This is a genomic window from Micromonospora sp. NPDC002411 (assembly GCF_053592955.1).
Map to the genome: position 1 here is coordinate 1 of NZ_JBSFBM010000067.1, position 22,581 is coordinate 22,581.

Below are 22,581 nucleotides of genomic sequence, written 5' to 3' on the forward strand. Positions count from 1 at the left end.
GCCGGCTCCAACTGCTGGCCGTCGAGGACGGCCGAACCGGCTGCGGCGCAGAAGGCGCCGTGGGCCTCGTCGCGCTCCTGCATCTCCTGCGGCGACATCGCGGCCCACTGCCGCTCGTCGCCGTGGATGAGGATCAGGTACTTCGCCATGTCGCATCCCATCGTGTGGAGCCCGGCCGGGCCCGCCTACCTCACCGACGAGTCAACCCGACTCCCGATCGACAAACGAGGGGGCCGATGTGCGTCGCGGGCACAGTCGGTCGGCGGACCAGACACCGCAGCGCGGCGTCCGCGCGCCGTTCACACCCGGGCGTCGACAGGTTTCAGCGCCGTGTCGAGCGGCAGGTCGCGCATCCGACGGATCGGGGTCGACAGATAGATGATCGGGGACAGGACGGTGAGCGCCCCGAAGAGCAGCAGGGTGGTACGCGCGCCCAGTGGCCCGGCCAGGACGCCGGCCAGCAGCCCGCCGAGCGGGATGGCGCCCCAAGAGACGAACTTGACCGTGGCGATCACGCGGGACAGGAGCTCCGTCGGGCTGGCGAGCATCCGGTAGGTGCGGGTGGTCACGCTGAGCACCACCGAGGAGACGGCGAGGATGACGTTGCCGGCGGCGAAGGCGAGGTAGCCGGCGGCACCGGTGCCGAGCGGGATGATGAGCGCGCCGGGCACGCTGGCGAAGGCCGCGATGATCAGGCCGCGTGCGGTGCCGAACCGATCGGTGAACCGGGTGGTGAGCGCGGCGCCGATGAGGGCGCCGAGGCCGTCGGCGGCGAGCAGCAGGCCGACCATGACCGGCGGCGCGTGCAGCTCACGCACCAGGTAGAACGGGAAGAGAGCGAGCATCGCGCCGCTGACGAAGTTCGTCGCTGTGGCGTCCCACATGGCCGGGCCGATGATCGGGTGGCGGAGCACGAAGTGCCAGCCTTCCCGGATCATGGTGACCATCGGTGGCCGTTCGGTCGGCCGCTGCACCCGCCGGGCCGGGAGGGTGCGCAGCAGCATGGCGGAGACCAGATAGCTGACGGTGTCCACGAACAGCGTCGGCACGGCACCCAGCACCTGCACCGCGAGGCCGCCCAGGGAGGGCCCGCCCAACTGGGTGACGGCGTGGGTGCCGGAGTTGAGGCTGTTGCGCGCCTGCAACTGCGTGGCGGGCACGACCTCCGGCAGGAAGGTCTGGTTGGCCACGTCGAACAGCACGTTGGCGAAGCTCACGACCAGTGCGACCCCGACCAGTTGGGCCACCGTCAGGGCGTCGAACCACCAGGCCAGGGGGACGGACGCGATGGCCAGGGCCCGGATCAGGTCCAGGGTCACCTGCATGCCGCGCAGCGGCACCCGCTGCACGACCACCCCGGCCGGCAGGCTGATCAGGAGGTACGCGAGATAGCCGGCTGCCGTGATCAGACCCATGTCGAAGGCTGACGCGTCGAGGACGGTCAGTGCGGTCAGTGGCAGGGCCACCCCGCCGACCGCCGAGCCGAGGTGACTCGTCGTGCTGGCACCCCACCAGCGCCAGAAAGGAGTAAGTCTCATAATGGAACTGACCATTGTGGTTGACGCGGGTCCAGGTGACCCCGCCAACGGGGCTTCGGGCGCGCGAGGTGACGGCCCTCGGGGAACACCGAGCGACTCGCCAGGTGGCCTACGGCTCCCGCATCCGGGATCTGAGCACGTCGAACTCGCATCCCGGCGCGTCCGGATCGAAGCCGTGCTCGATCAGCCAGTGCGAGGCCACCAGGCTGCGCAGTGACCACCAGGCGCGGATCACGTCCCGGTCCACGTCGGTGCCGTAGCCGGCAAGCAGGTCTTCCAGGCGTTCCTCGTGCCCCAGCGTCACGATGGCGAGGTCGAACATGGCGTCGCCGGGCGCGGCCTCGGACCAGTCGATGACGCCGGTGACCTCGTCGCCGTCCACGAACACGTGGGTGATCTGCAGGTCGCCGTGGATGAACACCGGTTTCCACGGCCGGAGCGCGGCTCCGGCGATCTCGCGATTGCGGTGGATCACCTCGGCAGGCAGAACGGCGTTGGCGAGCAGCCACGCGCACTGGCCGTCGAGCTCCGCCGCCACGTCGTCGAGCCTGCGCCCCGGCCACGGCGGCAACGGCGCGTCGTGCAGCCTGCGGATGGCTGCGCCCGCCGCGGCCCACGCCTCCGGCGACGCGGCAGACGGTTCGCCGAGGAGGCCGAGAGCCCTGCCGGGCACGACGGCGATCGCGAGCACGGGCGGCTCGTGCCAGAGGATCGCCGGGGTCGGTATCGGTGCCAGGGCCATGGCCCGTACCTCGACGTCGGCGTGCGCCAGATCTCCGTCGACCTTGAGGAACACGTCGCCCACGCGTAGCGTCGCGCGCTGCCGGTGGGCGACGACGACTTCGACCTCGTCCATACCGGCCATCCTGGCGGCGATGGTCGCCGATGTCGCCGGACTTTGCGGATGGCGGGACACCGGCTGCTCCGCACGAAGCGCCCCGTCCGCTGTGGACGGGGCGCTTGGTCGTGTCAGTCGGACTGCGTGTCGGAGGCCGATCCGTCCTCGCCGCTCGTCGACGCCGGAGCGCTGGCTACCTCGATCCGGGGCGACCGGTCCGGCGGAAGGTGGGCGAGGTCGGCGATCACGACCACGTCCACTTCACCATCGATCATTCTCTGTTCGACGGTCTCCCAGGGTGCCCGGACGATTCCCTTCAACCGGTAGTCGTGGTGCCGAAGGTGCGACAGGCACACTGCGACGGCAGGCTCCGACGGTTCGATGTCGGCGGGGATCCAGATGACAGCTATCTCCATGATCTCTCCTGATCAACGTCGTGGACGCGGCTGGGTGATCAGGAGTTGCTGTGGCGGTGGGGGGCCCCGCTCCACGGGCCTGCTGGTGGCCCGCATGTCGACGGCAGCCACGGTGAGCCCTCGGGACGGCGGCGAGATGGGTGGCGGACGCTCGGCAGCCGAGGTGGGCGCGTCGACACCGCTGGCACCGAACCCGCTGGGTGCGGTGGCCAGCGCCAGCACGAACGCCGGTGGACCGGAGTCGGGGCGGACGGGCGGGCCCGGAGTCGGCGCTGCTGCCGCGGCCACCGTCGCCGGCGGCGGGTCGGCCGACCGGGTCCGGCTGCCGGCGGCGCCGTGGACGTCGCCACGGGACACCGTCACCGTCACCGTCGCGGCCGCCGACGACGGCTGCGGCGGCGCGGCAGGGCGGGCAGCCGGGGAGGCGGCGGGGGACGCGACGCGGGAGGTGGGTGACGGCGACGTGCGAGGTGTACGGGGCAGGTCAGGAATGGCGGTGGGAGGTTTCACCGACGTCGAGGGCAGAGGGACTGCCGGCAGCGGGACGGACGACGGCAGCGGCAGGGGAACGGCGGAGGGCAGCGGCAGAGGAACGGCCGACGGCAGCGGTAGGGCGATGGCCAGGGGTGACTCGACCACGCGGGGCAACAACTCCTCGACGATATTCGGCGAGGTGGGGGCGTGCGCCGGGCGCAGGTCGGTCGGCGACGGCAACGGTGTCGACTGGTGCGCGTGGGCGGGGTCGGCGCCCAGGGCCGCGCCGATTGCCGCCGCGCCGAGCGCCACTGCGGGCAGACTGTGCGTCAGACGCATCGGGCGAGGGCTGCGGGACGTCGCGTCGCCAACTCCGTTCGGGCCGGTATTCCGGTCCGGTGCCGCTGGCCGAGCAGTCGCCCCTTGCCTCCCGCCGTTCGTTCCATGCGCGGGTTCTTGCCCCCGGAAGACGCGGACTACACCTCCCATCGATATGTGACCGGCCCAGGGACGAGGAAGGACTCCTCTGTGGTGGGTTGATGGCGACGGCCAAGCAGGTCCAGATCACCAAGGCGCGGTGCGTGATGGCGTCGGGGGCGGCTGCCGGAGGGCGTCGTCGATGATCCCCGGCATCCGTCGGGCCACCCCGGCGAGGAGGTCGGCGACCTGGACGCGCGGGTCGTCGCGGGAGTCGACCATCACCAGCCCGGCGAGCGGTGACACACCCACCGGCAACGCCCCGGCCGGTTCGGTGCCCGCCGCCCACCTGCTGCCGTCGGCCAGCACCCGCTGAAGGCGGGTCAACCGATCGGCTGTCAGGGCGCTCTGCTCGTCGTGAGTCACCAGGACCTGCCGCCGTCCGCCGCTCCAGGACAGGACCGTCTCCGCCAGCGCCGGCAGCAGCGGTTCCAGCGGTGGGGGGACCGACCGGTCGTCGTTGTCGAGCCTGGCCAGAACGGTCCGCACGTGGTCCTGGTTGAGCTTGTCGAGGATCTCGTCGGCCGCTGGGCCGAGGCGGTGTCGGAGCAGCGCGTCGCGGGCCTCGAAGAACCGCTGCACCGTCTGGTGGACCGGTAGCCGCCGCTTCATCCGGACACAATCGACGAACGCGGTCAGGAAGGCGTCCCAGTCGTTTCCGGCCGAGTGTCTGGCGGCGTGCAGGGCGATGGCGGCCGGAAGGTGTTCACTCGCCAGGCGGGTGCCCGCCGCGTACGACGGCTCGACCAGCAGGAGGTCGACGATCCGGGTGACGAGAAAGAACTCCTTGTCGATCACGTGGACGTTCGCACGCCCGGTCAACTCGGTCCGGAGCCACCCCAGGGCCTCGTCCGCACCCGAGCCGCGCAGGAACCGCCCCGACTTGAGTTCGTGTGGTGAGAACCGGAAGCCCGACCGCAGCGTGGTGATGAGCGCGACGGCTTCGTCGACGGTCAGGTCGACACTCGCGTGCGTGATCACCGGAGCGGTGGATCGCAGCAGGTTGGTGCCGGAGAACCCGGACTCGTCGCAGGCGATCTCCACGACGGCGCCGACCACCGCGTCCCTGAGCGGCATCCCGCCCTGAAGTGGTGACCTCACACCCGGGTTCCCGCCATGCGGACCATGGTCACCCGTGCACCCGGTCGGAACAACCCGATTGCGAGGTGGGACGTGGACGTCGGCGCCCGTCGGTGACCTTCGTGGGGGCGGATGGTGGGTGGGTGGCGGGTCAGCGCGGTGAGCTGAGCAATCGGTCGCCGTCACCCGAGTCGTCCGCGCTGGCGGATGGCGGAGGTGTGTATCCCCACTCGGACGAGATCTGGTTCGCGGTCTCCAGCAGGAGCGGAAGTGCCTGCTTCAACGTGTCGAGGCTGGCGATGACCTCGATGGCCGTCATCGATGCGGCGGCGATGACCTGCCCCCGTGAGTCCCTGACGGGTGCGGCGATACACCTGACGTAGGCGTCGTGTTCGCCGTTGTCGGTGGCCCAGCCCTGCTCGCGGATGCGGGCGAGTTCGGCTTCGAGGGACTCCTGGTCGGCGAAGGTGGTGTCGGTGAACCTCTCGAACACGACGTGGGAGAGAAGACGGTCGCGCTCTGCCGAGGGCAGGTAGGCCAGGATCGTCTTACCGACGGCGCTCGCGTAGATCGACACCGCGCGTCCCACCCGGGACGGCAGCTTTACGGCGTCGAACGCCGGGCTGTCCACCTTGTCGATATAGATGATCTCGTCACCGGTCAGTTGCGCCAGGTGCACGGTGTGGCTGGTCTCCCGTTGCAGCGACCGCAGGTGCGCTGCTGCGAACTGGCGCAGGTCCATCGAGCCGAGCGCGAGTTCGGACAGTTCGATGACTCCGCTACCGAGCACATAGGTGCCCGCGCCGGTGCGGCGTACGAAGCGGGCGGCCTCCAGTGTCTGCAGAATCCGCAGGGCCGTGGACTTGTGGACGCCGAGCACGTCCGCCGCCTCGGTGAGCGACAGCGGGTGCTCCGCCGATCGACGGATGAGGTCGATCGCGCGGCGAATCGATTGCGCCAAGGCCCTGTCTCCCCTCGCTGCGCCGGTCTGATGCCGCCGCTGCCATTGCGTATTACGCAATATAGTTCACGCGATGCGCAATCGCTACTTGACACCGTTGCACATGACGCTACGATCGTTGCAATTTAATCGGTACGACGCTGACTCGTAACAGTGGAGTAACTATGGGTAATCGACGCGCTCGTTTCGGCATTACCGGTGCGACATGTGCCCTCGGAATGGTTGCCGCGCTCCTGACCGGCTGCGGCTCCGACGGTGGCTCAAGTGACGGCGTCACCAAACTGACCTTCGCCGCCTCGACTTTCGGCGACCCCGGCCGTGGGCCCCAGTTGACGAAGTGGCTCGACGAGTTCAACAGCAGTCAGGACAAGGTCCAGGTCTCCGCCGCCGCGGTGCCGTACCCGACCTTCGGTCAGACGGTGCTCACCCAGATGGGCAGCGGCAAGGGCCCCGACCTGGTCCGCTTCGACATGCCCGAGTTCGAGGCCGCCTCGGACGCCGGTCTCGTCGCACCGCTCGACAAGATGATCGACGCCGGTAAGTACGACCTGCTCAAGCAGCCGGACCAGTTCATGGTCCACGACGGTGTCCGGCACGGTTTCATTTTCGAGGCGTCGAACTACGCGATGTTCTACAACGCGGACCTGATCCCGACGCCGCCGACCACCTACGAGCAGTTCACCTCCACCGCGAAGTCGCTGACCAAGGGTGACGTCTACGGCCTGGCGTTCCGCCAGACGGAGGCCGAAGAGGCCGGCGTGTGGCAGGACATCTTCAACTACGTCTACGGCTTCGGCGGCGCGTGGTCCGACGGCAAGAACCTGACGATCAACTCAGCGGAGAACCTCAAGGGCCTGCAGGCGTACAAGGACCTGTACGACGCCAACGTCATCCCGCGTGGTGCCGACGCCGCGACGTTCCGGCGGATGTTCGCCGAGGGCAAGGTCGGGATGGAGCTCAACAACGGTGGATACGTGACCGCGACGCGTGGGCAGAACGCGAAGCTGAACTTCACCGTCGCGCCGATTCCGTTCCCGGTGCGCAAGCAGGGCGCGATCTTGGCGCCGATCGTGATCAACGAGGCGAGCGAGGGCAAGGACGAGGCGGCCACCTTCATCAAGTGGGCGCTGGAGCCGCAGAACCAGGTGAAGCTGCAGGAGATCCTCGGCGCGAGCAGCGTCGCCACCACCACGCAGCGCAGCGCCGAATCGCTCAAGGCGACCCCGTTCCTCCCCGTCTTCGACGGTCTCACCGACACCAGCCTGCCGCAGATCGTCCTTGGGTTCGAGGCCAAGACGCCGGACATCCGCAAGGTGGTCGTGCAGAACGTGATCGCGGCGTTGCAGGGCAAGGCCGACCTGAAGTCGGCGCTGGACCGCGCCCAGCAGCAGGCGACCGATCTGGTCCGCTGACCGGTCGACCAGGCGACGCTGCCGGCGCGCGGCCCTTCGCGCCGGCAGCGTCCTCTCCCAGAAGGATCGAATCCGATGACTGTGCTCGAGCAGACCGGGGCACCAGAGACATCCCGCCGGCCCAGAGGGCGACGTGGACCCAGCCCACTGGGCAGCAGGTGGACGCCGTACCTGTTCCTGGCTCCCGCCGCGCTGTTCATATTCGTCTTCCAGGCGGTACCACTCGCCCAGGAGGTGTACCTCAGCTTCACCAGGACGCGGCTGCTCAACCCCACCCGCAGCGAGTGGGTCGGGCTGGAGAACTTCAACCGCATCTTCGGTGACCCCGACTTCCACCGCACCCTGCTGATCACCTTCGTCTACGTCGTCGCCTGCGTCGTCGGCGCGATCGGCGCCGGGCTCGGCGTCGCGCTCCTGCTCAACAAGAACTTCCGGGGCCGTGGTGTGGCGCGTGCGCTGGTGACCGTTCCCTGGGCCGCTCCCGGCATCGCCGTCGCGCTCATCGCCACCTGGATGCTCAACGCGCAGTACGGGATCGTGAACCGCTTCCTCGACGCGGTGGGTCTCGGCGTGCCGGGCGGCGCCATCCTGGATAGCTCCCGCTACGCGCTTCCGGCGGTGCTCGCGACGACCATCTGGCAGCTGTTCCCGTTCACGTCCGTGGTGCTGCTCTCCGCACTGCAGTCCGTACCCCAGGAGCTCAACGAGGCCGCCAGCGTGGACGGCGCCGGACGGTGGGCGACCTTCCGCGCCGTCACCTGGCAGGTCATCAAGCCGACCGTGGGCCTGCTGGCCATGCTGATGACCATCTGGTCGCTGCGCCGGTTCGAACTCATCTGGCTGATGACAAAGGGCGGGCCGGTGGGTGCCACCGAGACGCTCGTCATCGACCTCTACTCGCAGGCCTTCGACTCGAAGGAACTCGGATCGGCGGCGGCCATCGGCATGGTCGGCGTCGTCATCTCGCTCATTGTCATCATCGGCAGCCGACTGGTCGGGCGTGCTGTGGAGAAGGGGGACGTCCGATGAGGCGCTTCCGATTCGGTGTCACCGCGCGGATCGTGGCTGTACTCGTCGTGCTGGGCATCGCGGTCTTCCCGCTGTACTGGATGTTCGTCACGGCGTTGTCGAGCAACAGTGACCTCTTCGCCGACCGGCCCCGGCTCACGCCGGACCTCGGTCAGTTCGGGGTGTTCGTCGACGCGCTGGCCGAGGGCAAGGCGGCTGGGTGGCTGCTCAACAGCCTGGTCATCGCAGTGGGCACGATGGTCCTCTCCGTCGGCCTCGGTATCCCGCTCGGCTACGCGCTGTCCCGGTTCTCGTTCTGGGGCAAGGCGGCGCTGACCGTCGTCCTGCTGTTCACGCAGATGCTTCCCGAGGCGCTCATGGTCGTGCCGCTGTTCGCACTGTTCCGCCGCTTCGACCTGCTCGACTCACTGACTGGCCTGGTCCTGGTGAACTCGGCCTTCGTCCTGCCGATCGTCGCGTTGATCCTCAAGGGTGCGATCGACGGCATCCCGAAGGAGTTGGAGGAGGCGGCCCGTGCCGACGGCGCCCGACCCTTCACCACACTGACCCGCATCAACGTGCCGTTGATCGCCCCGTCGATCGCGGCGACAGCGGTCATCGCCTTCTTCCACGCCTGGAACGAGTACGTGTTCGCGGTGACGTTCATCTTCAACCCGGACCTGCAACCGGCGTCCGTCGGCATCGCGAACTTCATCGGCGAACTGGGTACGCCGATCCAGACGGTGATGGCCGTCGCCTTCCTGTTCACGCTGCCGGCCGTCGCCTTCTACCTCCTGGTCCAGAAGTACGTGGTGTCCGGCATGACCGCCGGTGCGGTGAAGGGTTGAGCCGAAAAATGAAGATCGTCTCCGTCGACACGGTGGTCGTCGACTTCTACCGTACGAATCTCGTCATCGTGCGCGTGCACACCGACGAGGGGATCGTCGGGCTCGGTGAGGCAACCCTGGAAGGCAAGGAACGGGCCGTCCAGGGCGCGATCGCGGAGCTGGCCGAAGCGGTAGTCGGCCTGGACCCCACCAGCATCTCGAAGACCCTCTACGAGCTGGCCCGCAACTGGTACTGGCGCGGCGGACCGGTCGTCATGACCGCGCTGAGTTCGTTCGAGATGGCCCTGTGGGACATCTCGGCGCGGGACCTCGGCGTTCCGGTCTCCCGACTCCTCGGCGGCGCGACAAGGGACCGGGTACGGGCGTACGCGAACGGTTGGTTCTCCGGCGCCGTCACGCCGGAGGACTACGCGGCGGCGGCGCGCAGGACCGTGGAGTCCGGCTTCCGCGGCCTCAAGTGGGACCCGTTCGAGAACTACGACCTCACCATCACCACCCAGCAGTTGGACCGGGTGCTCGCCCAGATCGACGCGGTGCGTGGCGCGGTGGGGCGTGACGTCGAACTGTTCGTCGAGGGGCACGGTCGCTTCGACGTCCGGCACGCCATCAAGGTGGCGACGGAGATCGCCCAGTTCGACCCGGTGTGGTTCGAGGAGCCCTGCCCACCGGACAACCTCGACGCGCTTGTCGACATCCGCCGTTCGTCGCCCGTGCCGATCGCGGCGGGGGAGCGGTGGTACGGCCGGCAGGGCTTCGCGCCGGCGCTGGCCCGTCAGGCTGTCGACTTCGTCCAACCCGATGTGACGCACGCCGGCGGGATCGCCGAGCTGGCCTTCATCTCGACGCTCGCCGCGACCAGCTACGTCGGGTTCGCGCCGCACAACCCCAGCGGCCCGCTCAGCACGGCCGCGACGCTGCAACTCGGGGCGACACTGCCGAACTTCAGGTATCTGGAGATCATGGCGACGGACGTCCCCTGGCGTCCCGACATCACCAACGAGCGGCTGGTGCTGACCGCCGACGGAGACGTGTTGATCCCGACCGGGGTCGGACTGGGCATCGAGCTGGACCTCGCCGCGATCGAGCAGCATCCGTTCACACCGCATCCGCTGCGGATGTTCGAGGACGCCGTCTACGACATCCGCCCTCGGGACGAGCGGTCCTTCTTCAACCTGGAGAGTGGCTCATGACGGTGCCACGGCCCCGGGGGGCGGCCCTGGACGCGGGGTGGTCCGGTACGGCCGCCGAGGCGCTGCCGGACGATGCCGACACCAGTGTGCTCGTCGGCCGCATCTGGGATCCGTCCGTCGACGGTCCGACTCCGGTGACCGTCCGCGACGGCATGGTCATCGACGTCAGTCGTCGGTTCCCGACCGTCCGGGACATCTGCGAACTGCCCGATCCCGCCGCGGTGGTCGCCGGGCTCGACGGGCCGACGGTCGGCGACTTCGGGGAGATCCTGGCCAACACGGAGGCCGCGACCCGGGACCGTACCCGGCCCTGGTTGCTGGCCCCGGTCGACCTTCAGGTGCTCAAGGCCGCCGGGGTCACCTTCCCCATCTCGATGATCGAACGCGTCATCGAGGAGCGTGCGCGCGGAGATCTGGCCCTCGCCGCGGACATCCGCCACCGGATGCTCGCCGACGTCGGCGTCGACCTGCACAGCCTGGCGCCGGGTTCGGTGGAGGCGGACCGGCTCAAGAGCCTGCTGGTCGCCGAGGGCATGTGGAGTCAGTACCTGGAGGTGGGGATCGGCCCGGACGCCGAGATCTTCACCAAGGGGCAGGTCCTCTCCGCCGTCGGCACCGCCGTTCCGGTCGGGGTGCTCGCCGCGTCGACCTGGAACAACCCGGAACCCGAGGTCACCCTCATCGTCGCGTCCACCGGGCGGATCGTCGGCGCCACCCTCGGCAACGACGTGAACCTGCGGGACGTGGAGGGCCGCTCGGCCCTGCTGCTTCCGCTGGCGAAGGACAACAACGCCTCCTGCGCCCTCGGTCCCCTGATCCGGCTCTTCGACGAGCGGTTCGGGATGGCCCAGGTGCGCGAACTTGAGGTCAGCGTGGAGGTCAGCGGCGTGGACGGCTTCCTGCTGGAGGCGGTCTCGGAGATGACGCGGATGTCGCGTGACCCGGAGGAACTGGTGCGGCAGTTGATCGGCCCGCACCACCAGTATCCGGACGGGGCCGCCCTGATGCTCGGCACCATGTTCGCGCCGATCCAGGACCGGGACCGCCCCGGTGAGGGCTTCACCCACAAGGTGGACGACGTGGTGCGGATCAGCTGCCCGGCGCTCGGCACCCTGGTCAACCGGGTGTGGCACGCGGAGGAGTGCGAGCCCTGGCACTTCGGCGTCCGCGATCTGATGGGCAATCTGGTGAGGAGAGGACTGCTGTGAACGTGGTCATCACTGTCGACCCACGCGACGGCCGGCGGCGCTCGACGGATCTCAGCGAGACGGACGAGTCTCGGCTGGAGGCCATCGCCGACCAGGCGTCCCGAGCTGCGCAGTGGCTGTCCGGGCTGGGGAGACTCGGCAGGGCGGACATGCTCGATCGCGTCGCCGCGTCCCTGGAGTCCCGGCGCGCAGACCTGGTCGCGGCCGCCGAGGCCGAGACCGGGCTCAGCACCGCGCGGCTCGACGGGGAACTCACCCGGGCGGTGTGGCAGTTCCGGATGTTCGGCGACGTGTTGCGCGACGGGGCGTACCTTGAGGCGGCCATCGACCACGCCGCCGACACCCCCATCGGGCCCGGTCCGGACCTGCGACGGATGCTCGTACCCCTCGGACCGGTTGCCGTGTTCGGGGCCAGCAACTTCCCGTTCGCCTTCTCGGTCGCTGGGGGCGACACCGCCGCCGCGCTCGCCGCGGGGTGCCCCACCGTCCTGAAGGCCCACCCGTCGCACCCGCTGACGGCGCACGCCTCCGCCGACGCGATCGAGTCGGCCATCCGCGACCTGGGTGGCCCCGACGGCGTGATTGGCATCGTGTACGGGGAGCAGGCGGGCCGGTCGTTGGTGCGTCACCCGGCGATCCGCGCGGCCGCCCTGACGGGCTCCGTCGGGGCCGCCCGTGCCATCCAGGCGGCCATCGACGAACGGCCCGATCCGATTCCCCTCTACGCCGAGCTGAGCAGCGTGAACCCGATCGTCGTCCTGCCCGGGGCGGCCGTGGACCGGAGCGACCGGATCGCCGAGGGCCTGTTCACCTCCTTCACGGCGTCGGGCGGTCAGCTGTGCACCAAGCCCGGCCTGGCGTTCGTCCCGTCCGACCCGGCCGGTGACCAGTTGGTCGACGCGCTGCGGGAGCGGGTCGCCTCGGCGGTGGGCGCGGTTCTGTTGAACGAGCGCATCCGGGACGCCTACGAGAAGCAGGCGGCGGCGTTCGAACGCGCCGGCGCTCGGGTCGCGGCGCGACCCCAGGTCGAGCCAGGCGAGGGCTTCACCGTCGCGCCGACGCTGCTGGAGGTCGGTCTGCCGGACCTGACGACCGAGATCGCCGACGAGTGCTTCGGCCCGCTGCTGATCGTGGTCCGGTATCGCGACGTCACCGAACTCGACGCCGCCCTGGCGACCGTCCCACCGTCGCTGACCGGCGCGATCCACAGTGGACCCGCCGATGAGACCGCTGTGGTACGCCGGCTCGTCGACGTGTTCGCCGCGCGCGCCGGCCGCATCGTCTTCGACGGGTACCCCACCGGTGTCCGGGTCTCCTGGGCCCAGCACCACGGCGGACCCTGGCCGTCGACCAACGCCGTACACACCTCGGTGGGGGCCACGGCGATCCGGCGGTTCCTGCGCCCACTGGCATGGCAGGACGCCCCGGAGTGGATCCTCCCCGAGGAGCTTCGAGACGAGTACGCCGCCATTCCACGTCGAGTGGACGGGAGGCTGGAATCGAAGGGGGAATAGTCGCGAGGTAGGTCGTTCCCGCACGGTTCTTCGGTGGTGCCAGGTCGGCCGGCGAGCAGTTTCACGAATTGATCCCGGATGGATTCGTGCCGGTCGCCCTGGTGTCGCTGAACTGTGCCCTCAATTGCCTTCGTTGCGCAAGGCAAAAAGTGTCATTGACCGTCATCGTATTTCGTGGTTTTGTTCTGGACAGGGCCAGATGTTAGCGCTCGCATAGCGACATCGCCCGTTCCTGGTATCCGTTCACCTCACCATCGAATGGTTGGTCGACTGCTCGGTGCGGTCTGACCACACGCCGAAGAGGGAGCAGGAAACATGTCCGTCGCCACATCCCGTCCCCCGACGTCGACGCCGAGCCGTCGGCTGGCGATCGCACTGCTCGCCGCCGCCACCGTCGCGGCCGGAACGGTAGCGGTTCCCGCGGCGTCGGCCGCACCGCCGGCGCCGCTGGGCCCGACCGTCACCCGCACCGACAAACCGCCGACCGGGTACGCGGTGACCTTCCGGTACCGGGCGCCCGACGACGTCCAGCAGGTCCACGTGTACGGCGACTGGTTCTTCTCCCGACCGGAGAACATCCCGTGTCAGGACTGCGGCGACGCCCGGCCGCCCACCGAGTGGCAGCCTGGCGACGTTGCGGCCACCCCGTGGCACATCCTGCCCATGCGGAAGGGCCCCGACGGGGTGTGGACGTTCACCACGCCGCTGCCGGCGGGCACCTTCCGCTACGCGTTCACCCACGACTGCGCCAATGAACTCGGCACCGGCTGCACCCTGCACGACGACCCGGCGAACCGGTGGCAGATCCAGCCGCAGTACCCGGGAGCGCCCGGCGCGGTACGCAGCACGATCTACGTGCCGACCAGCAGGAAGTTTCCGACCTACGACACCGGTTACCAGGCGCCGGTCGCCCGGATCGGCCGGTTGGAGTCCCGGCGGTACACCTCGCCGCTGTCCACCAACCCGGCCGGAGTGCACGACATCGTCGTCTACACGCCGCACGGCTACGACCCCGACCGGGCCGAGCCGTACCCGACCCTCTACCTGAGCCACGGCAGTGGTGACCACTCCACGGCCTGGACGATGCAGGGCGTCGCCCACCTCATCCTGGAGAACGCGATCAAGGATCGGGCGGCGCAGCCGATGGTGATCGTCTCCACCGACTTCAACGGCCTGCCCGGCGGCAACGAGGGCTACGTCGACGAGCTGCGGAACAACATTTTCCCGTTCGTCGAGCAGAACTACCACGTTTCCACCCGCGCGCAGGACCGGGCGTTCGGTGGCTTCTCGGCCGGCGGCAGTCGGGCGTACACCATCATGTACAACCACACCGACCTGTTCGGCTACCACGCCGCCTGGAGCGCGGGCGGCCCGGCCGCCACCCCGACGCAGATCGACGGCATGAAGGCGGTGACCGGCGGGATCATGATCGGCACCGGGCTCCAGGACCGTCTGGGCAACATCGCCGAGAACTCGCAGCGCAACGCCGCCGCCCTGCAGGCCGCCGGTGTCGAGCTGGACGAGTACAACGTGCCGGGCGTGCACACCTGGCACGTCTGGCGCCCGCTGCTCAATCACTACCTGCGTACCCTGACGTTCCGCGCCACGACGACGGGCCTCGACGTCACGGCGGCACCCGTGGGCGCCTCGCACCACACCACTGTCACCGCCACCGCGACGGTCGGTGCCGTCAGCACCAGCACCTCCGCGCCCTCCGGCACTGTCGAGTTCTCCGCCGGCGACACGCACCTCGGGTCGGCCCCGGTGCACAACGGTGTCGCACGGCTGAGGAAGACCCTCCATGGCGAACTCGATGCTCCGGTGGTCGCTCGATACCGCGGCGACAGGCTCTTCAACGGTTCCCACAGCTCCCCGGTCGACGCCCGGTAACCCCGGCTCGACGGCGAACTCGCGGCCGGGGTGGTTCGTCAGCCGATCAGGTGGTCACATCGGTGGCCCGGAGCCGCAGCATCGTCCAGGACGCGGGCGGGAGGGTCAGCTGGACGCCCGTGTCGGCGCTGCGGGCCGTGCCGTTGGGGCGCGGCTCGGCGTGGTCCGGACCGTCGGCCGTGTTCTTGGCGTGCAGGTCGGTGCCGCCGACGGTGACGCACTCGATGATGCCGGCCAGCCGGGCGCCGGTGACATCCACTGTCACCTCGGCCGGGGTGGTGACGACGCGGTTGACCAGGAACACGGTCATCTCACCGGTGTTGTCGTCCCAGGTGGAGACCGCGTCGACAGCGTCGATCTCGCCGAAGCGGTCGGTGGACGTCGTACTGCCGTCGCGGAGCACGTCGAGCACGGCTCCCTGGGCGTGCCGGGCGGTCCGGGCGAAGGGGTGGAAGATGGTCTGTCGCCAGGCCGGACCGCCCGGTTCGGTCATGATCGGTGCGATCACGTTGACCAGTTGAGCCTGGCAGGCTGCGGTCACCCGGTCGCTGTGCCGGAGCAGGCTGATCAGCAGCCCGCCGACGACCACCGCGTCGGCCACGCTGTAGTGGTCCTCCAGCAGGGGTGGGGCGACCGGCCAGTCCTCGCCGCTCGGCGGGTTGGAGGGAGCGGCGGACTGGTACCAGACGTTCCACTCGTCGAAGGCGATCATGATCTTCTTGGTCGACCTGCGGATCGCCCCGACGGAGTCGGCGATGGCGGTGACGGCGTCGATGTACCGGTCCATGTCCTCGGCGGAGGCGAGGAAACTGGCCAGGTCGTCGTCGACCGGCTGGTAGTAGGCGTGCAACGAGATCAGGTCGACGTCGTCGTACGCCTCGGTGAGCACGTCACGCTCCCAGGCGCCGAACGTCGGCATGCCGAGGTGTGACGAGCCGCAGGCGACGAGTTCGAGGTCGGGATCGAAGCGGCGCATGGCCTTCGCGGTCTGCGACGCGAGCCGCCCGTACTCGGTGGCGCTTCGCTGACCCACCTGCCACGGGCCGTCCATCTCGTTGCCGAGGCACCACAGCTTGATCCCGTACGGATCGGTGGTGCCGTTGTTCCGCCGCTGGTCGGCGAGGTGACTGCCGCCGCGGTGGTTGGCGTACTCGAGCAGGTCGACGGCCTCGGCGGTGCCTCGGGTGCCGAGGTTGACCGCCATGATCGGGTCGACGTCCGCCTTGCCGACCCAGCGCATGAACTCGTCCAGCCCGAACTCGTTGGTCTCCAGGCTGTGCCAGGCGAGGTCCAGCCTGGCGGGCCGTTGGTCGACCGGGCCGACGCCGTCCTCCCAGCGGTAGGAGGAGACGAAGTTGCCGCCCGGATAGCGGACCGTGGTGACGCCCAGTTCCCGAACGAGCGCGAGGACGTCGTGCCGGAAGCCGTCCGCGTCGGCCGTCGGATGCCCCGGCTCGTAGAGGCCGGTGTAGACGCAGCGTCCCAGGTGCTCCACGAACGAGCCGAAGAGCCGCCGTGGCACCGGCGCGACGCGTCGGCGCGGGTCGAGGCTCAGACGGTAGGGGAGTGGACTGTCGGTGCCGGACGGTGGTTCCGGCGCTCCGTCGAGGTGGGTGTTCAGGGCTGGCTCCCTTCGTGCGGGATCCCGCCGTGACGTGGACGTCGCGACGCGGACCCGGGGGTGGTGGGGTCAGTGCGAGCTCTGGACAACATGATGATCGCCGATTACGTTCTTGATCTATGTAAACGTTACCGATCACGTTTACAGTAGGGAATCCGATGTCCATGATCAATATCTGCGCCGGCGGTCCGCCCCACGGCGCCCCGGCCCGGGTCGGGCGTCTGGTGTCAGTGCGCGCCGGTCGATCGTCGATGCCGCAATCTCGTCGTTTCCGCCTCGCCGCCGCTGCGGAATGGTCCCGACGGGGAGGTGGCGTCTCGATGTCGACGGGGGTCGAACCACGGTGCCCGACGACGCAGTCGCCGGTCGCCGGAGGCAATAGTTGTTAGCGTGCCCACGGTCTTGGCGAACGCGTGTCCATGACCGTGTAGTCGTCCTGGTAGGACGGTCGGCGCGAGGGTGAAGAGGCCTTGTGTTCGTAATACTTGTCCGTTACGTTGGCAACACCCTGGAAACGTAACCGATAACGATTGCAGTCCAGAGGGAGCGGCATGACCGAGGTCAATGCGCCCGTGACAATGAGTGATGTTGCTCGGGTTGCCGGCGTTTCCACAGCGACTGTTTCGCGGGTGGTCAACGGCCATTACGGCGTCAGCGCCAACACGGTGGCCCACGTCCGCTCGACCATCGAGCAACTCGGTTACGAGTCGAGCCTGGTCGCCACGAGCCTCCGGCGCAGCCGCACGAATGTCCTCGGCCTCGTGACGCACAGCTTCCAGTCGTACACCGCCGAGGTGCTCAAGGGGGCGATGAAGGCGCTGAGCCGCTCGGGCTTCGACCTGATCGTCTACGCCAACAGCGACCTTTATGGGTCCTACTCGGAGGGCTGGGAGCGGCGGCACCTGACCCGCCTCTCGGGCACCCTGACCGACGGGTGCATCGTGGTCACGCCCTGGGGTGAGGTGCAGAGCCGCACGCCAGTGGTGGCCATCGACCCGGCGAGGGGCACGACGGGGCCCTCGGTGATGGCCGACAACCTAGCGGGCGCCACCACGGCCGTCGAGCACCTGCTCGCTCTGGGCCACCGGCGCATCGGCTTCATCGCGGGTCGGTCCAGCCTGGAGGCGGCCTGGTCCCGTGAGGAGGGCTACCGCGCCGCGCTGACCGCCGCCGGCGTCCCGGTCGATCCGACGTTGATCGGCCGAGGTGACTTCAACCCCGAGTCGGCGGTTCCGCTGGCGCGGGCTCTCCTGCAACAGGTGGAGCCGCCAACAGCGATCTTCGCGGCGAGCGACGGGATGGCCCTCAAGGCCCTGGAGGTCGCCAGGGAGTTGGGAGTCTCCGTCCCCGCGGACCTGTCCGTCGTCGGGTTCGACAACATCCCGGAGTCGGCGTCGACGGCACCAGGACTGACCACTGTGGACCAGTCGATGTACCAGCTGGGATACGAAGCCGCGCGGATGCTGAAGTCCCTGGTGACCGGCGAGTGGGAGGGGCCGCACCGGATAGTGCTTCCGACCAGCCTCGTGGTCCGCAGCTCGACCGCGCCACCGAAGAGCACCTTGGCATGACGGTGAAGGAGGTGTCAACGCAGAACCACGGCTAGATCCACCAGTGCATCGAGCCGGCCAGTCGGGTCGCATCCGCTGCCGGCGCAGAGAGGAGTGGAGCGTGACAACCGAACCGTACCATGGGCGCTTACGCCGGCTGGGTGGGCGTCGGCTCTCGGCGGCCCTCACCGCCGGAGTCATCGCCGTCGCAGCGGTACTGCTCGCACCGCAACCGGCGGCGGCGGCCGACACCCCGTGGCTGACCGTCTCCCCGGATCGCTACGCGTCGTTCACCGTCCCGGCCGCCTACGTCCAGGAGCAGCTGGGCACGGTGTCGCAGGTCGTGGTGGAGGGCAACTTCGGCCCGTCCTCGGCCACGGCGGAGTTCGGGTTGACCCGCCGTGGTGACGTGTGGTCCGGCGTTCTCGGCGCACTCGAGCCGGGGCTGTACCACTACCAGTTCACCGCCGACGACACCAAGAGCATCAAGGACCCGACGAACGACACGAGTGTGGCGTCCGACCCGCTGCTGAGCACCTTCTTCGTCGCGGGTGACTCGGCACGGTGGTTGGTCGACGCGCCACCCGGCACCGGCGGTGAGGTCGGGACGCTGACCTACCGGACCAGGGCCGGGCAACGGTCCGCCCTGGTCTGGACACCACCGGAGTACGCGGCCAAGGGCCCGAAGGCCTACCCGGCGCTCTACCTGCAGTCGGGTGACGGCGTGGCCGCCACCGACTGGCTCGATCTCGGACGGACCAGGCAGATCCTCGACAACCTCTCGGCCGCGGGCACCATACGGCCGATGGTGGTCGTGATCACCGACGACTCGGGCGACAAGGAGCTGAAGGACCTACGCAAGGCGGTCGCCGACAACTACCGGGTCCTCCGCGATCCGGCCCACCAGGCGATTGCCGGAGTGTCCGACGGCGCGACGGTGGCGGTGAAGGCGGCGTTGGCCAAGCCGGCTCAGTTCGGCTACGTCGGCTGGTTCTCGGGTCGGTCGGTCCCGGACGTCGACCGGAAGGACGCCAAGGCGGTCAACCGCACCGTCAAGCTGCTGCGTCTCTACACGGGCAACGTGACCGATCCGGCGCACAACGCCACCTACCGGCTGGCGAAGGCGTTGGGTCGGGCCGATGTCAGGTTCGAGTCGGACGGGGTCAACCCGGACGGTGGCGCGAACTGGGACACCTGGCAGGAGAATCTGGTCGACTTCGTGCCGAGGCTGTTCCGGCATGTGTCGGACCACGGGCCGAGCCCCGGTCACGGGCAGCTGAAGGGGGAGTTCAACCCGCCGCCGGCGGGCACCACCCCGACGCCCTTCGTCAGCGAGGACGGCTTCGTCACCTTCGAGACCACCACCGCCTTCGCCGACGCCCAGCACGTCACGGTCTGGGCGAACATCGCTCCGGGTGGCAGTTGGCTGCGTGTGCCACTGGCCCGTGACGGTGACCGGTGGCGGGCGACACTGGGCCCTCTCAAGCCCTGGTTCTACTACTACCGGCTGATCGTGGACCGGGTTCCGTTCAAGGACACCTCGAACCCGACGAAGGTGACCACCGAACCGATGTGGAGCACCTTCTTCATCCCGGGGCCGGGAGCCCGACTGCTGTCGGACGTCCCCGCCGGCCAGGGCGGGAAGGTCGAGAGCATGACCTACACCAGCACCGTGGCAGGCCAGGACCGCACGGCGCTGGTGTGGACCCCACCCGGGTACGACCCGGGTCGTGCCGAGCCGTACCCAGTCCTCTACCTCCAGCACGGCGGTGGGCAGAACTACACGGACTGGGTCGAGATGGGACGCGCCAAGCAGATCCTCGACCACCAGTTCCTCGACGGTGACCTGGTGCCCATGGTGGTCGTGATGGGCAACGGCAACTCGTCCAACTTCAACCGGGAGCTGTTGGAGAACATCGTTCCCACGGCCCGTGCCCGCTACCACGTCTCCAGCGACCCGTCCCAGCAGGCGCTCGCCGGTCTGTCGATGGGCGGCGGTCAGGCGTTCGGCGTGCTGCGGGCGTACCCCGGGCAGTTCGCCTACGTCGCGGCCTTCTCGGCCGGGTTCGGCAGCGGCACCGGCGTCGACGTGGAGGCGATCAACAACGGCACCAGGATGCTGCGCCTGTACGTGGGTGACCAGACCGACTTCGTGTACCCGAGCTTCATAGCGTCGCTGACCACGTTGGACAACCTCGGTATCCGCTACGAGTTCGACGGGGTGACCCCCGGGCCACACGGTTGGGACGTGTGGCAGAAGAACCTCATCGACCTGGCGCCCCGTCTGTTCAAGCGCTAGGAGCCGTTCCAGGCGACGCCACCGGGAGCGGGTTTCCCGCCCCCGGTGGCGCCCGCCAGTGCCCGGATGCCTCCGCACCGCCACCCCGAAGGGAACCACCTCAATGAAGAGAAGACGGATACTCGCCACGGTTGCCATGCTCGCGGTCGGGACCGGCCTCGTCGCCTGCTCCGGCGACGAGGGCGGAAATGATGCGAGCAACTGCACGAACACCATCACGAAGAAGGACCTGCCGGTCGTGACGATGTGGGGGTGGTACCCGAACACCCAACTCGTCGTCGACAACTTCAACAAGCAGAACAACGAGGTGCAGGTCTGCTGGACCAACGTCGGGCAGGGCGGCGACGAGTACGACAAGTTCCAGACGGCCATCTCGGCGGGCACCGGCGCACCCGACGTGATCATGGTCGAGGCGGACCGGATCCCGACCTTCCAGATCCAGGGCGCGCTCGTCGACATCAAGAAGTACGGCTACGACGCGGTGAAGGCCAACTACAGCGAGGGTGCCTGGAAGGACGTGTCGGTCGGCGACGCGGTCTACGGCGTCCCGGTCGACGGTGGCCCGATGGGCATGATCTACCGCAAGGACATCTTCGACAAGTACAAGATCACCCCACCGAAGACCTGGGCGGAGTACGAGCAGACCGCGCAGAAGGTCAAGGATGCCGGTGGCCCGCTGTTCGGGGACCTCGGCGCGAACGTCCCGGCGGTCCTGATGGCGCTCCAGATCCAGAAGGGCGCCGCGCCTTTCACCGTCGACCCGGCGCAGCCGAAGTCGATCGGTGTGAAGCTCAACGACCAGGCGTCCAAGGACGTGCTGGACTACTGGGGCGGCCTCGCCAAGAAGGGCCTGGTCGGGACGCAGGACCAGTTCACTCCGGAGTACATCTCCGGCGTGATCAACGGTAACTACGCGACGTACATCTCGGCGGCGTGGGCGCCGGGCTATCTGACGGGCGCGGGCGTCGGCAAGGGCCAGGACACCGGCAAGTTCGCGGTGGCGCCGCTGCCGCAGTGGGACGAGGCCAACCCGGTGCAGGTGAACTGGGGCGGGTCGGCGTTCTCGGTGACCAAACAGTCCAAGAAGCCGGAGTTGGCGGCGAAGGCCGCCTACGGGCTCTACGCCGACAAGGAGTCGCTCACCGACGGCTGGACCAACCAGATCATCTTCCCGCTCAACCTCACGGCTCTCAAGGACCCCGCGTTCATCGACCTGAAGGTGCCGTTCTTCGACGGCCAGCAGGCGAACAAGGAGGTCTACGTCCCCGCCGCGGACGCCTACAAGGGCGTCGCGTACGCCCCCTTCGGCCAGTACTACCTCGACGCCATGACGAAGCAGGTCAGCGAGGTCATCAAGGGGTCCATCACCGGTTCGCAGGCTGCCGACCGGATCCAGGAGGACGTGGCGAAGTACGCCAAGGAACAAGGCTTCACCGTTCAGTGACCTGACGGGTGGGCCGCGCCGTCAACGGGCGGGCGGCCCACCCTCGACCCTCGGCGTCCACGTCCCGGAGACCACAATGACACTCCTGACCGAGAAGAGCGCACCGCGTGCTCGTAACGAGACACGCAAGATCCGTGGCAAGGTACACCTCCGCGAGCACCTGATGGGCTGGCTCTTCGTCGGGCCGTTCGGGATCGTCTTCCTGGCGTTCCTCATCGCGCCGCTGGCGTACGCGCTGTATCTCAGCCTCTTCCAGAAGAAGCTGATCGGCGGCACCAGCTTCGTCCTCTTCGACAACTACGTGAAGGCGTTCACCGACCCGAGCTTCCTCTCCGGGGCGTGGTTCGTCATCCGCTTCTCGCTCGTGTCCATCCCGATCCAGATCGTCCTCGCGCTCGCGATGGCGCTCATCCTGGACGCGGTGACCACGCTGTTCGCTCGCTTCTCCCGCCTGATGATCTTCCTGCCGTACGCGATTCCGACGGTCATCGGAGCCGTGATGTGGGGGTTCCTCTACAGCAAGGGCTTCGGCCCGCTCACCGACATCTTCGGCCTGTTCGGCGCCACAGCACCGGACTTCCTGAGCAGTGACCTGATCTTCTATGGCCTGCTCAACGTCGTCACCTGGCAGTGGGCCGGCTACTACATGATCATCCTGTACGCGGCGTTGCAGGGCGTCGACCCCACCCTCTACGAGGCCGCCCGGATGGACGGCGCCGGGCGGTGGCAGATCGCGACGCGGATCAAGATCCCGCTGATCGCGCCCGCGCTGATCCTGATCCTGGTCTTCTCGCTCATCGGCACCCTGCAGTT

18 protein-coding genes are annotated in these 22,581 nt (G+C 68.8%); 11 read left to right on the plus strand and 7 right to left on the minus strand.

Annotation, left to right across the window (positions count from 1 at the left end):
- Positions 1-299 precede the first annotated feature (299 nt).
- From ACWCO3_RS11105 to ACWCO3_RS11130, 6 genes are all read right to left on the minus strand, one after another.
- Positions 300-1,538 carry an MFS transporter gene (locus tag ACWCO3_RS11105; protein ID WP_450009662.1) on the minus strand — a complete coding sequence of 413 codons (1,239 nt, stop codon included), beginning with the start codon at positions 1,536-1,538 and terminating at the stop codon, positions 300-302.
- Positions 1,539-1,647: 109 nt separating this feature from the next.
- Positions 1,648-2,394, minus strand: coding sequence for a phosphotransferase family protein (locus ACWCO3_RS11110; RefSeq protein WP_450009664.1), 747 nt, complete (start codon positions 2,392-2,394; stop codon positions 1,648-1,650).
- 113 nt (positions 2,395-2,507) lie between these two features.
- On the minus strand, positions 2,508-2,792 hold the full coding sequence (locus ACWCO3_RS11115) for a hypothetical protein (RefSeq protein WP_358164811.1): 285 nt from the start codon (positions 2,790-2,792) through the stop codon (positions 2,508-2,510).
- Positions 2,793-2,804: 12 nt separating this feature from the next.
- Complete coding sequence (locus ACWCO3_RS11120; protein WP_450009667.1) at positions 2,805-3,605, minus strand: hypothetical protein; 801 nt, start codon at positions 3,603-3,605, stop codon at positions 2,805-2,807.
- Positions 3,606-3,830: 225 nt separating this feature from the next.
- Positions 3,831-4,844, minus strand: a complete 1,014-nt coding sequence (locus tag ACWCO3_RS11125) for a hypothetical protein (protein ID WP_357928508.1) — start codon at positions 4,842-4,844, stop codon at positions 3,831-3,833.
- A gap of 130 nt (positions 4,845-4,974) precedes the next feature.
- Positions 4,975-5,784, minus strand: a complete 810-nt coding sequence (locus ACWCO3_RS11130) for an IclR family transcriptional regulator (RefSeq protein WP_145780285.1) — start codon at positions 5,782-5,784, stop codon at positions 4,975-4,977.
- 218 nt (positions 5,785-6,002) lie between these two features.
- On the opposite strand from ACWCO3_RS11130, the gene ACWCO3_RS11135 reads away from it, so the two are divergent.
- The 7 genes from ACWCO3_RS11135 to ACWCO3_RS11165 all read left to right on the plus strand — a co-directional run bounded on the left by ACWCO3_RS11135 (position 6,003) and on the right by ACWCO3_RS11165 (position 14,854).
- Positions 6,003-7,196: an ABC transporter substrate-binding protein gene (locus ACWCO3_RS11135; protein WP_167524819.1), complete on the plus strand. Its 1,194-nt coding sequence runs from the start codon at positions 6,003-6,005 to the stop codon at positions 7,194-7,196.
- Between the two features lie 75 nt (positions 7,197-7,271).
- The gene (locus ACWCO3_RS11140) at positions 7,272-8,225 is read left to right on the plus strand and encodes a carbohydrate ABC transporter permease (protein ID WP_357928504.1); all 954 of its coding nucleotides are present in this window, start codon (positions 7,272-7,274) and stop codon (positions 8,223-8,225) included.
- Positions 8,222-9,052, plus strand: coding sequence for a carbohydrate ABC transporter permease (locus tag ACWCO3_RS11145; RefSeq protein WP_357928501.1), 831 nt, complete (start codon positions 8,222-8,224; stop codon positions 9,050-9,052). Before ACWCO3_RS11140 ends, ACWCO3_RS11145 begins: the two co-directional genes overlap by 4 nt.
- Before the next feature lie 8 nt (positions 9,053-9,060).
- Entirely contained in the window at positions 9,061-10,242 is a 1,182-nt protein-coding gene (locus ACWCO3_RS11150; protein WP_354879666.1) for a mandelate racemase/muconate lactonizing enzyme family protein, read from the plus strand.
- Positions 10,239-11,450, plus strand: coding sequence for a fumarylacetoacetate hydrolase family protein (locus ACWCO3_RS11155; protein ID WP_145780290.1), 1,212 nt, complete (start codon positions 10,239-10,241; stop codon positions 11,448-11,450). The genes ACWCO3_RS11150 and ACWCO3_RS11155 overlap by 4 nt, the downstream gene beginning before the upstream one ends.
- Positions 11,447-12,964, plus strand: a complete 1,518-nt coding sequence (locus ACWCO3_RS11160; protein WP_450009672.1) for an aldehyde dehydrogenase (NADP(+)) — start codon at positions 11,447-11,449, stop codon at positions 12,962-12,964. The genes ACWCO3_RS11155 and ACWCO3_RS11160 overlap by 4 nt, the downstream gene beginning before the upstream one ends.
- A gap of 315 nt (positions 12,965-13,279) precedes the next feature.
- A complete protein-coding gene (locus tag ACWCO3_RS11165) occupies positions 13,280-14,854 on the plus strand; it encodes an alpha/beta hydrolase-fold protein (protein ID WP_450009674.1) in 1,575 nt (524 codons plus the stop codon).
- 46 nt (positions 14,855-14,900) lie between these two features.
- On the opposite strand, the gene arfA is transcribed toward ACWCO3_RS11165, so the two are convergent.
- Positions 14,901-16,409 (minus strand): arabinosylfuranosidase ArfA, encoded by a 1,509-nt coding sequence (gene arfA, locus ACWCO3_RS11170; RefSeq protein ID WP_145780293.1) that lies wholly within the window; start codon positions 16,407-16,409, stop codon positions 14,901-14,903.
- A gap of 644 nt (positions 16,410-17,053) precedes the next feature.
- On the opposite strand from arfA, the gene ACWCO3_RS11175 reads away from it, so the two are divergent.
- The 4 genes from ACWCO3_RS11175 to ACWCO3_RS11190 all read left to right on the plus strand — a co-directional run.
- Positions 17,054-18,046, plus strand: coding sequence for a LacI family DNA-binding transcriptional regulator (locus tag ACWCO3_RS11175; RefSeq protein ID WP_358051013.1), 993 nt, complete (start codon positions 17,054-17,056; stop codon positions 18,044-18,046).
- 100 nt (positions 18,047-18,146) lie between these two features.
- Positions 18,147-20,324, plus strand: coding sequence for an alpha/beta hydrolase (locus ACWCO3_RS11180; RefSeq protein WP_450009676.1), 2,178 nt, complete (start codon positions 18,147-18,149; stop codon positions 20,322-20,324).
- Positions 20,325-20,460: 136 nt separating this feature from the next.
- Positions 20,461-21,768, plus strand: coding sequence for an ABC transporter substrate-binding protein (locus tag ACWCO3_RS11185; RefSeq protein WP_450009678.1), 1,308 nt, complete (start codon positions 20,461-20,463; stop codon positions 21,766-21,768).
- Positions 21,769-21,844: 76 nt separating this feature from the next.
- Positions 21,845-22,581 (plus strand): carbohydrate ABC transporter permease (locus tag ACWCO3_RS11190; protein WP_450009680.1); only part of this gene is annotated, 737 nt, incomplete at its 3' end.

Excerpts from the sequence above, each read along its gene's own strand:
- ACWCO3_RS11105 (WP_450009662.1), bottom strand. The coding sequence starts at position 1,538 with ATGAGACTTACTCCTTTCTGGCGCTGGTGGGGTGCCAGCACGACGAGT.
- ACWCO3_RS11110 (WP_450009664.1), bottom strand. The coding sequence starts at position 2,394 with ATGGACGAGGTCGAAGTCGTCGTCGCCCACCGGCAGCGCGCGACGCTA.
- ACWCO3_RS11115 (WP_358164811.1), bottom strand. The coding sequence starts at position 2,792 with ATGGAGATAGCTGTCATCTGGATCCCCGCCGACATCGAACCGTCGGAG.
- ACWCO3_RS11120 (WP_450009667.1), bottom strand. The coding sequence starts at position 3,605 with ATGCGTCTGACGCACAGTCTGCCCGCAGTGGCGCTCGGCGCGGCGGCA.
- ACWCO3_RS11135 (WP_167524819.1), top strand. The coding sequence starts at position 6,003 with ATGGTTGCCGCGCTCCTGACCGGCTGCGGCTCCGACGGTGGCTCAAGT.
- ACWCO3_RS11140 (WP_357928504.1), top strand. The coding sequence starts at position 7,272 with ATGACTGTGCTCGAGCAGACCGGGGCACCAGAGACATCCCGCCGGCCC.
- ACWCO3_RS11145 (WP_357928501.1), top strand. The coding sequence starts at position 8,222 with ATGAGGCGCTTCCGATTCGGTGTCACCGCGCGGATCGTGGCTGTACTC.
- ACWCO3_RS11150 (WP_354879666.1), top strand. The coding sequence starts at position 9,061 with ATGAAGATCGTCTCCGTCGACACGGTGGTCGTCGACTTCTACCGTACG.
- ACWCO3_RS11155 (WP_145780290.1), top strand. The coding sequence starts at position 10,239 with ATGACGGTGCCACGGCCCCGGGGGGCGGCCCTGGACGCGGGGTGGTCC.
- ACWCO3_RS11165 (WP_450009674.1), top strand. The coding sequence starts at position 13,280 with ATGTCCGTCGCCACATCCCGTCCCCCGACGTCGACGCCGAGCCGTCGG.
- ACWCO3_RS11175 (WP_358051013.1), top strand. The coding sequence starts at position 17,054 with ATGAGTGATGTTGCTCGGGTTGCCGGCGTTTCCACAGCGACTGTTTCG.
- ACWCO3_RS11185 (WP_450009678.1), top strand. The coding sequence starts at position 20,461 with ATGCTCGCGGTCGGGACCGGCCTCGTCGCCTGCTCCGGCGACGAGGGC.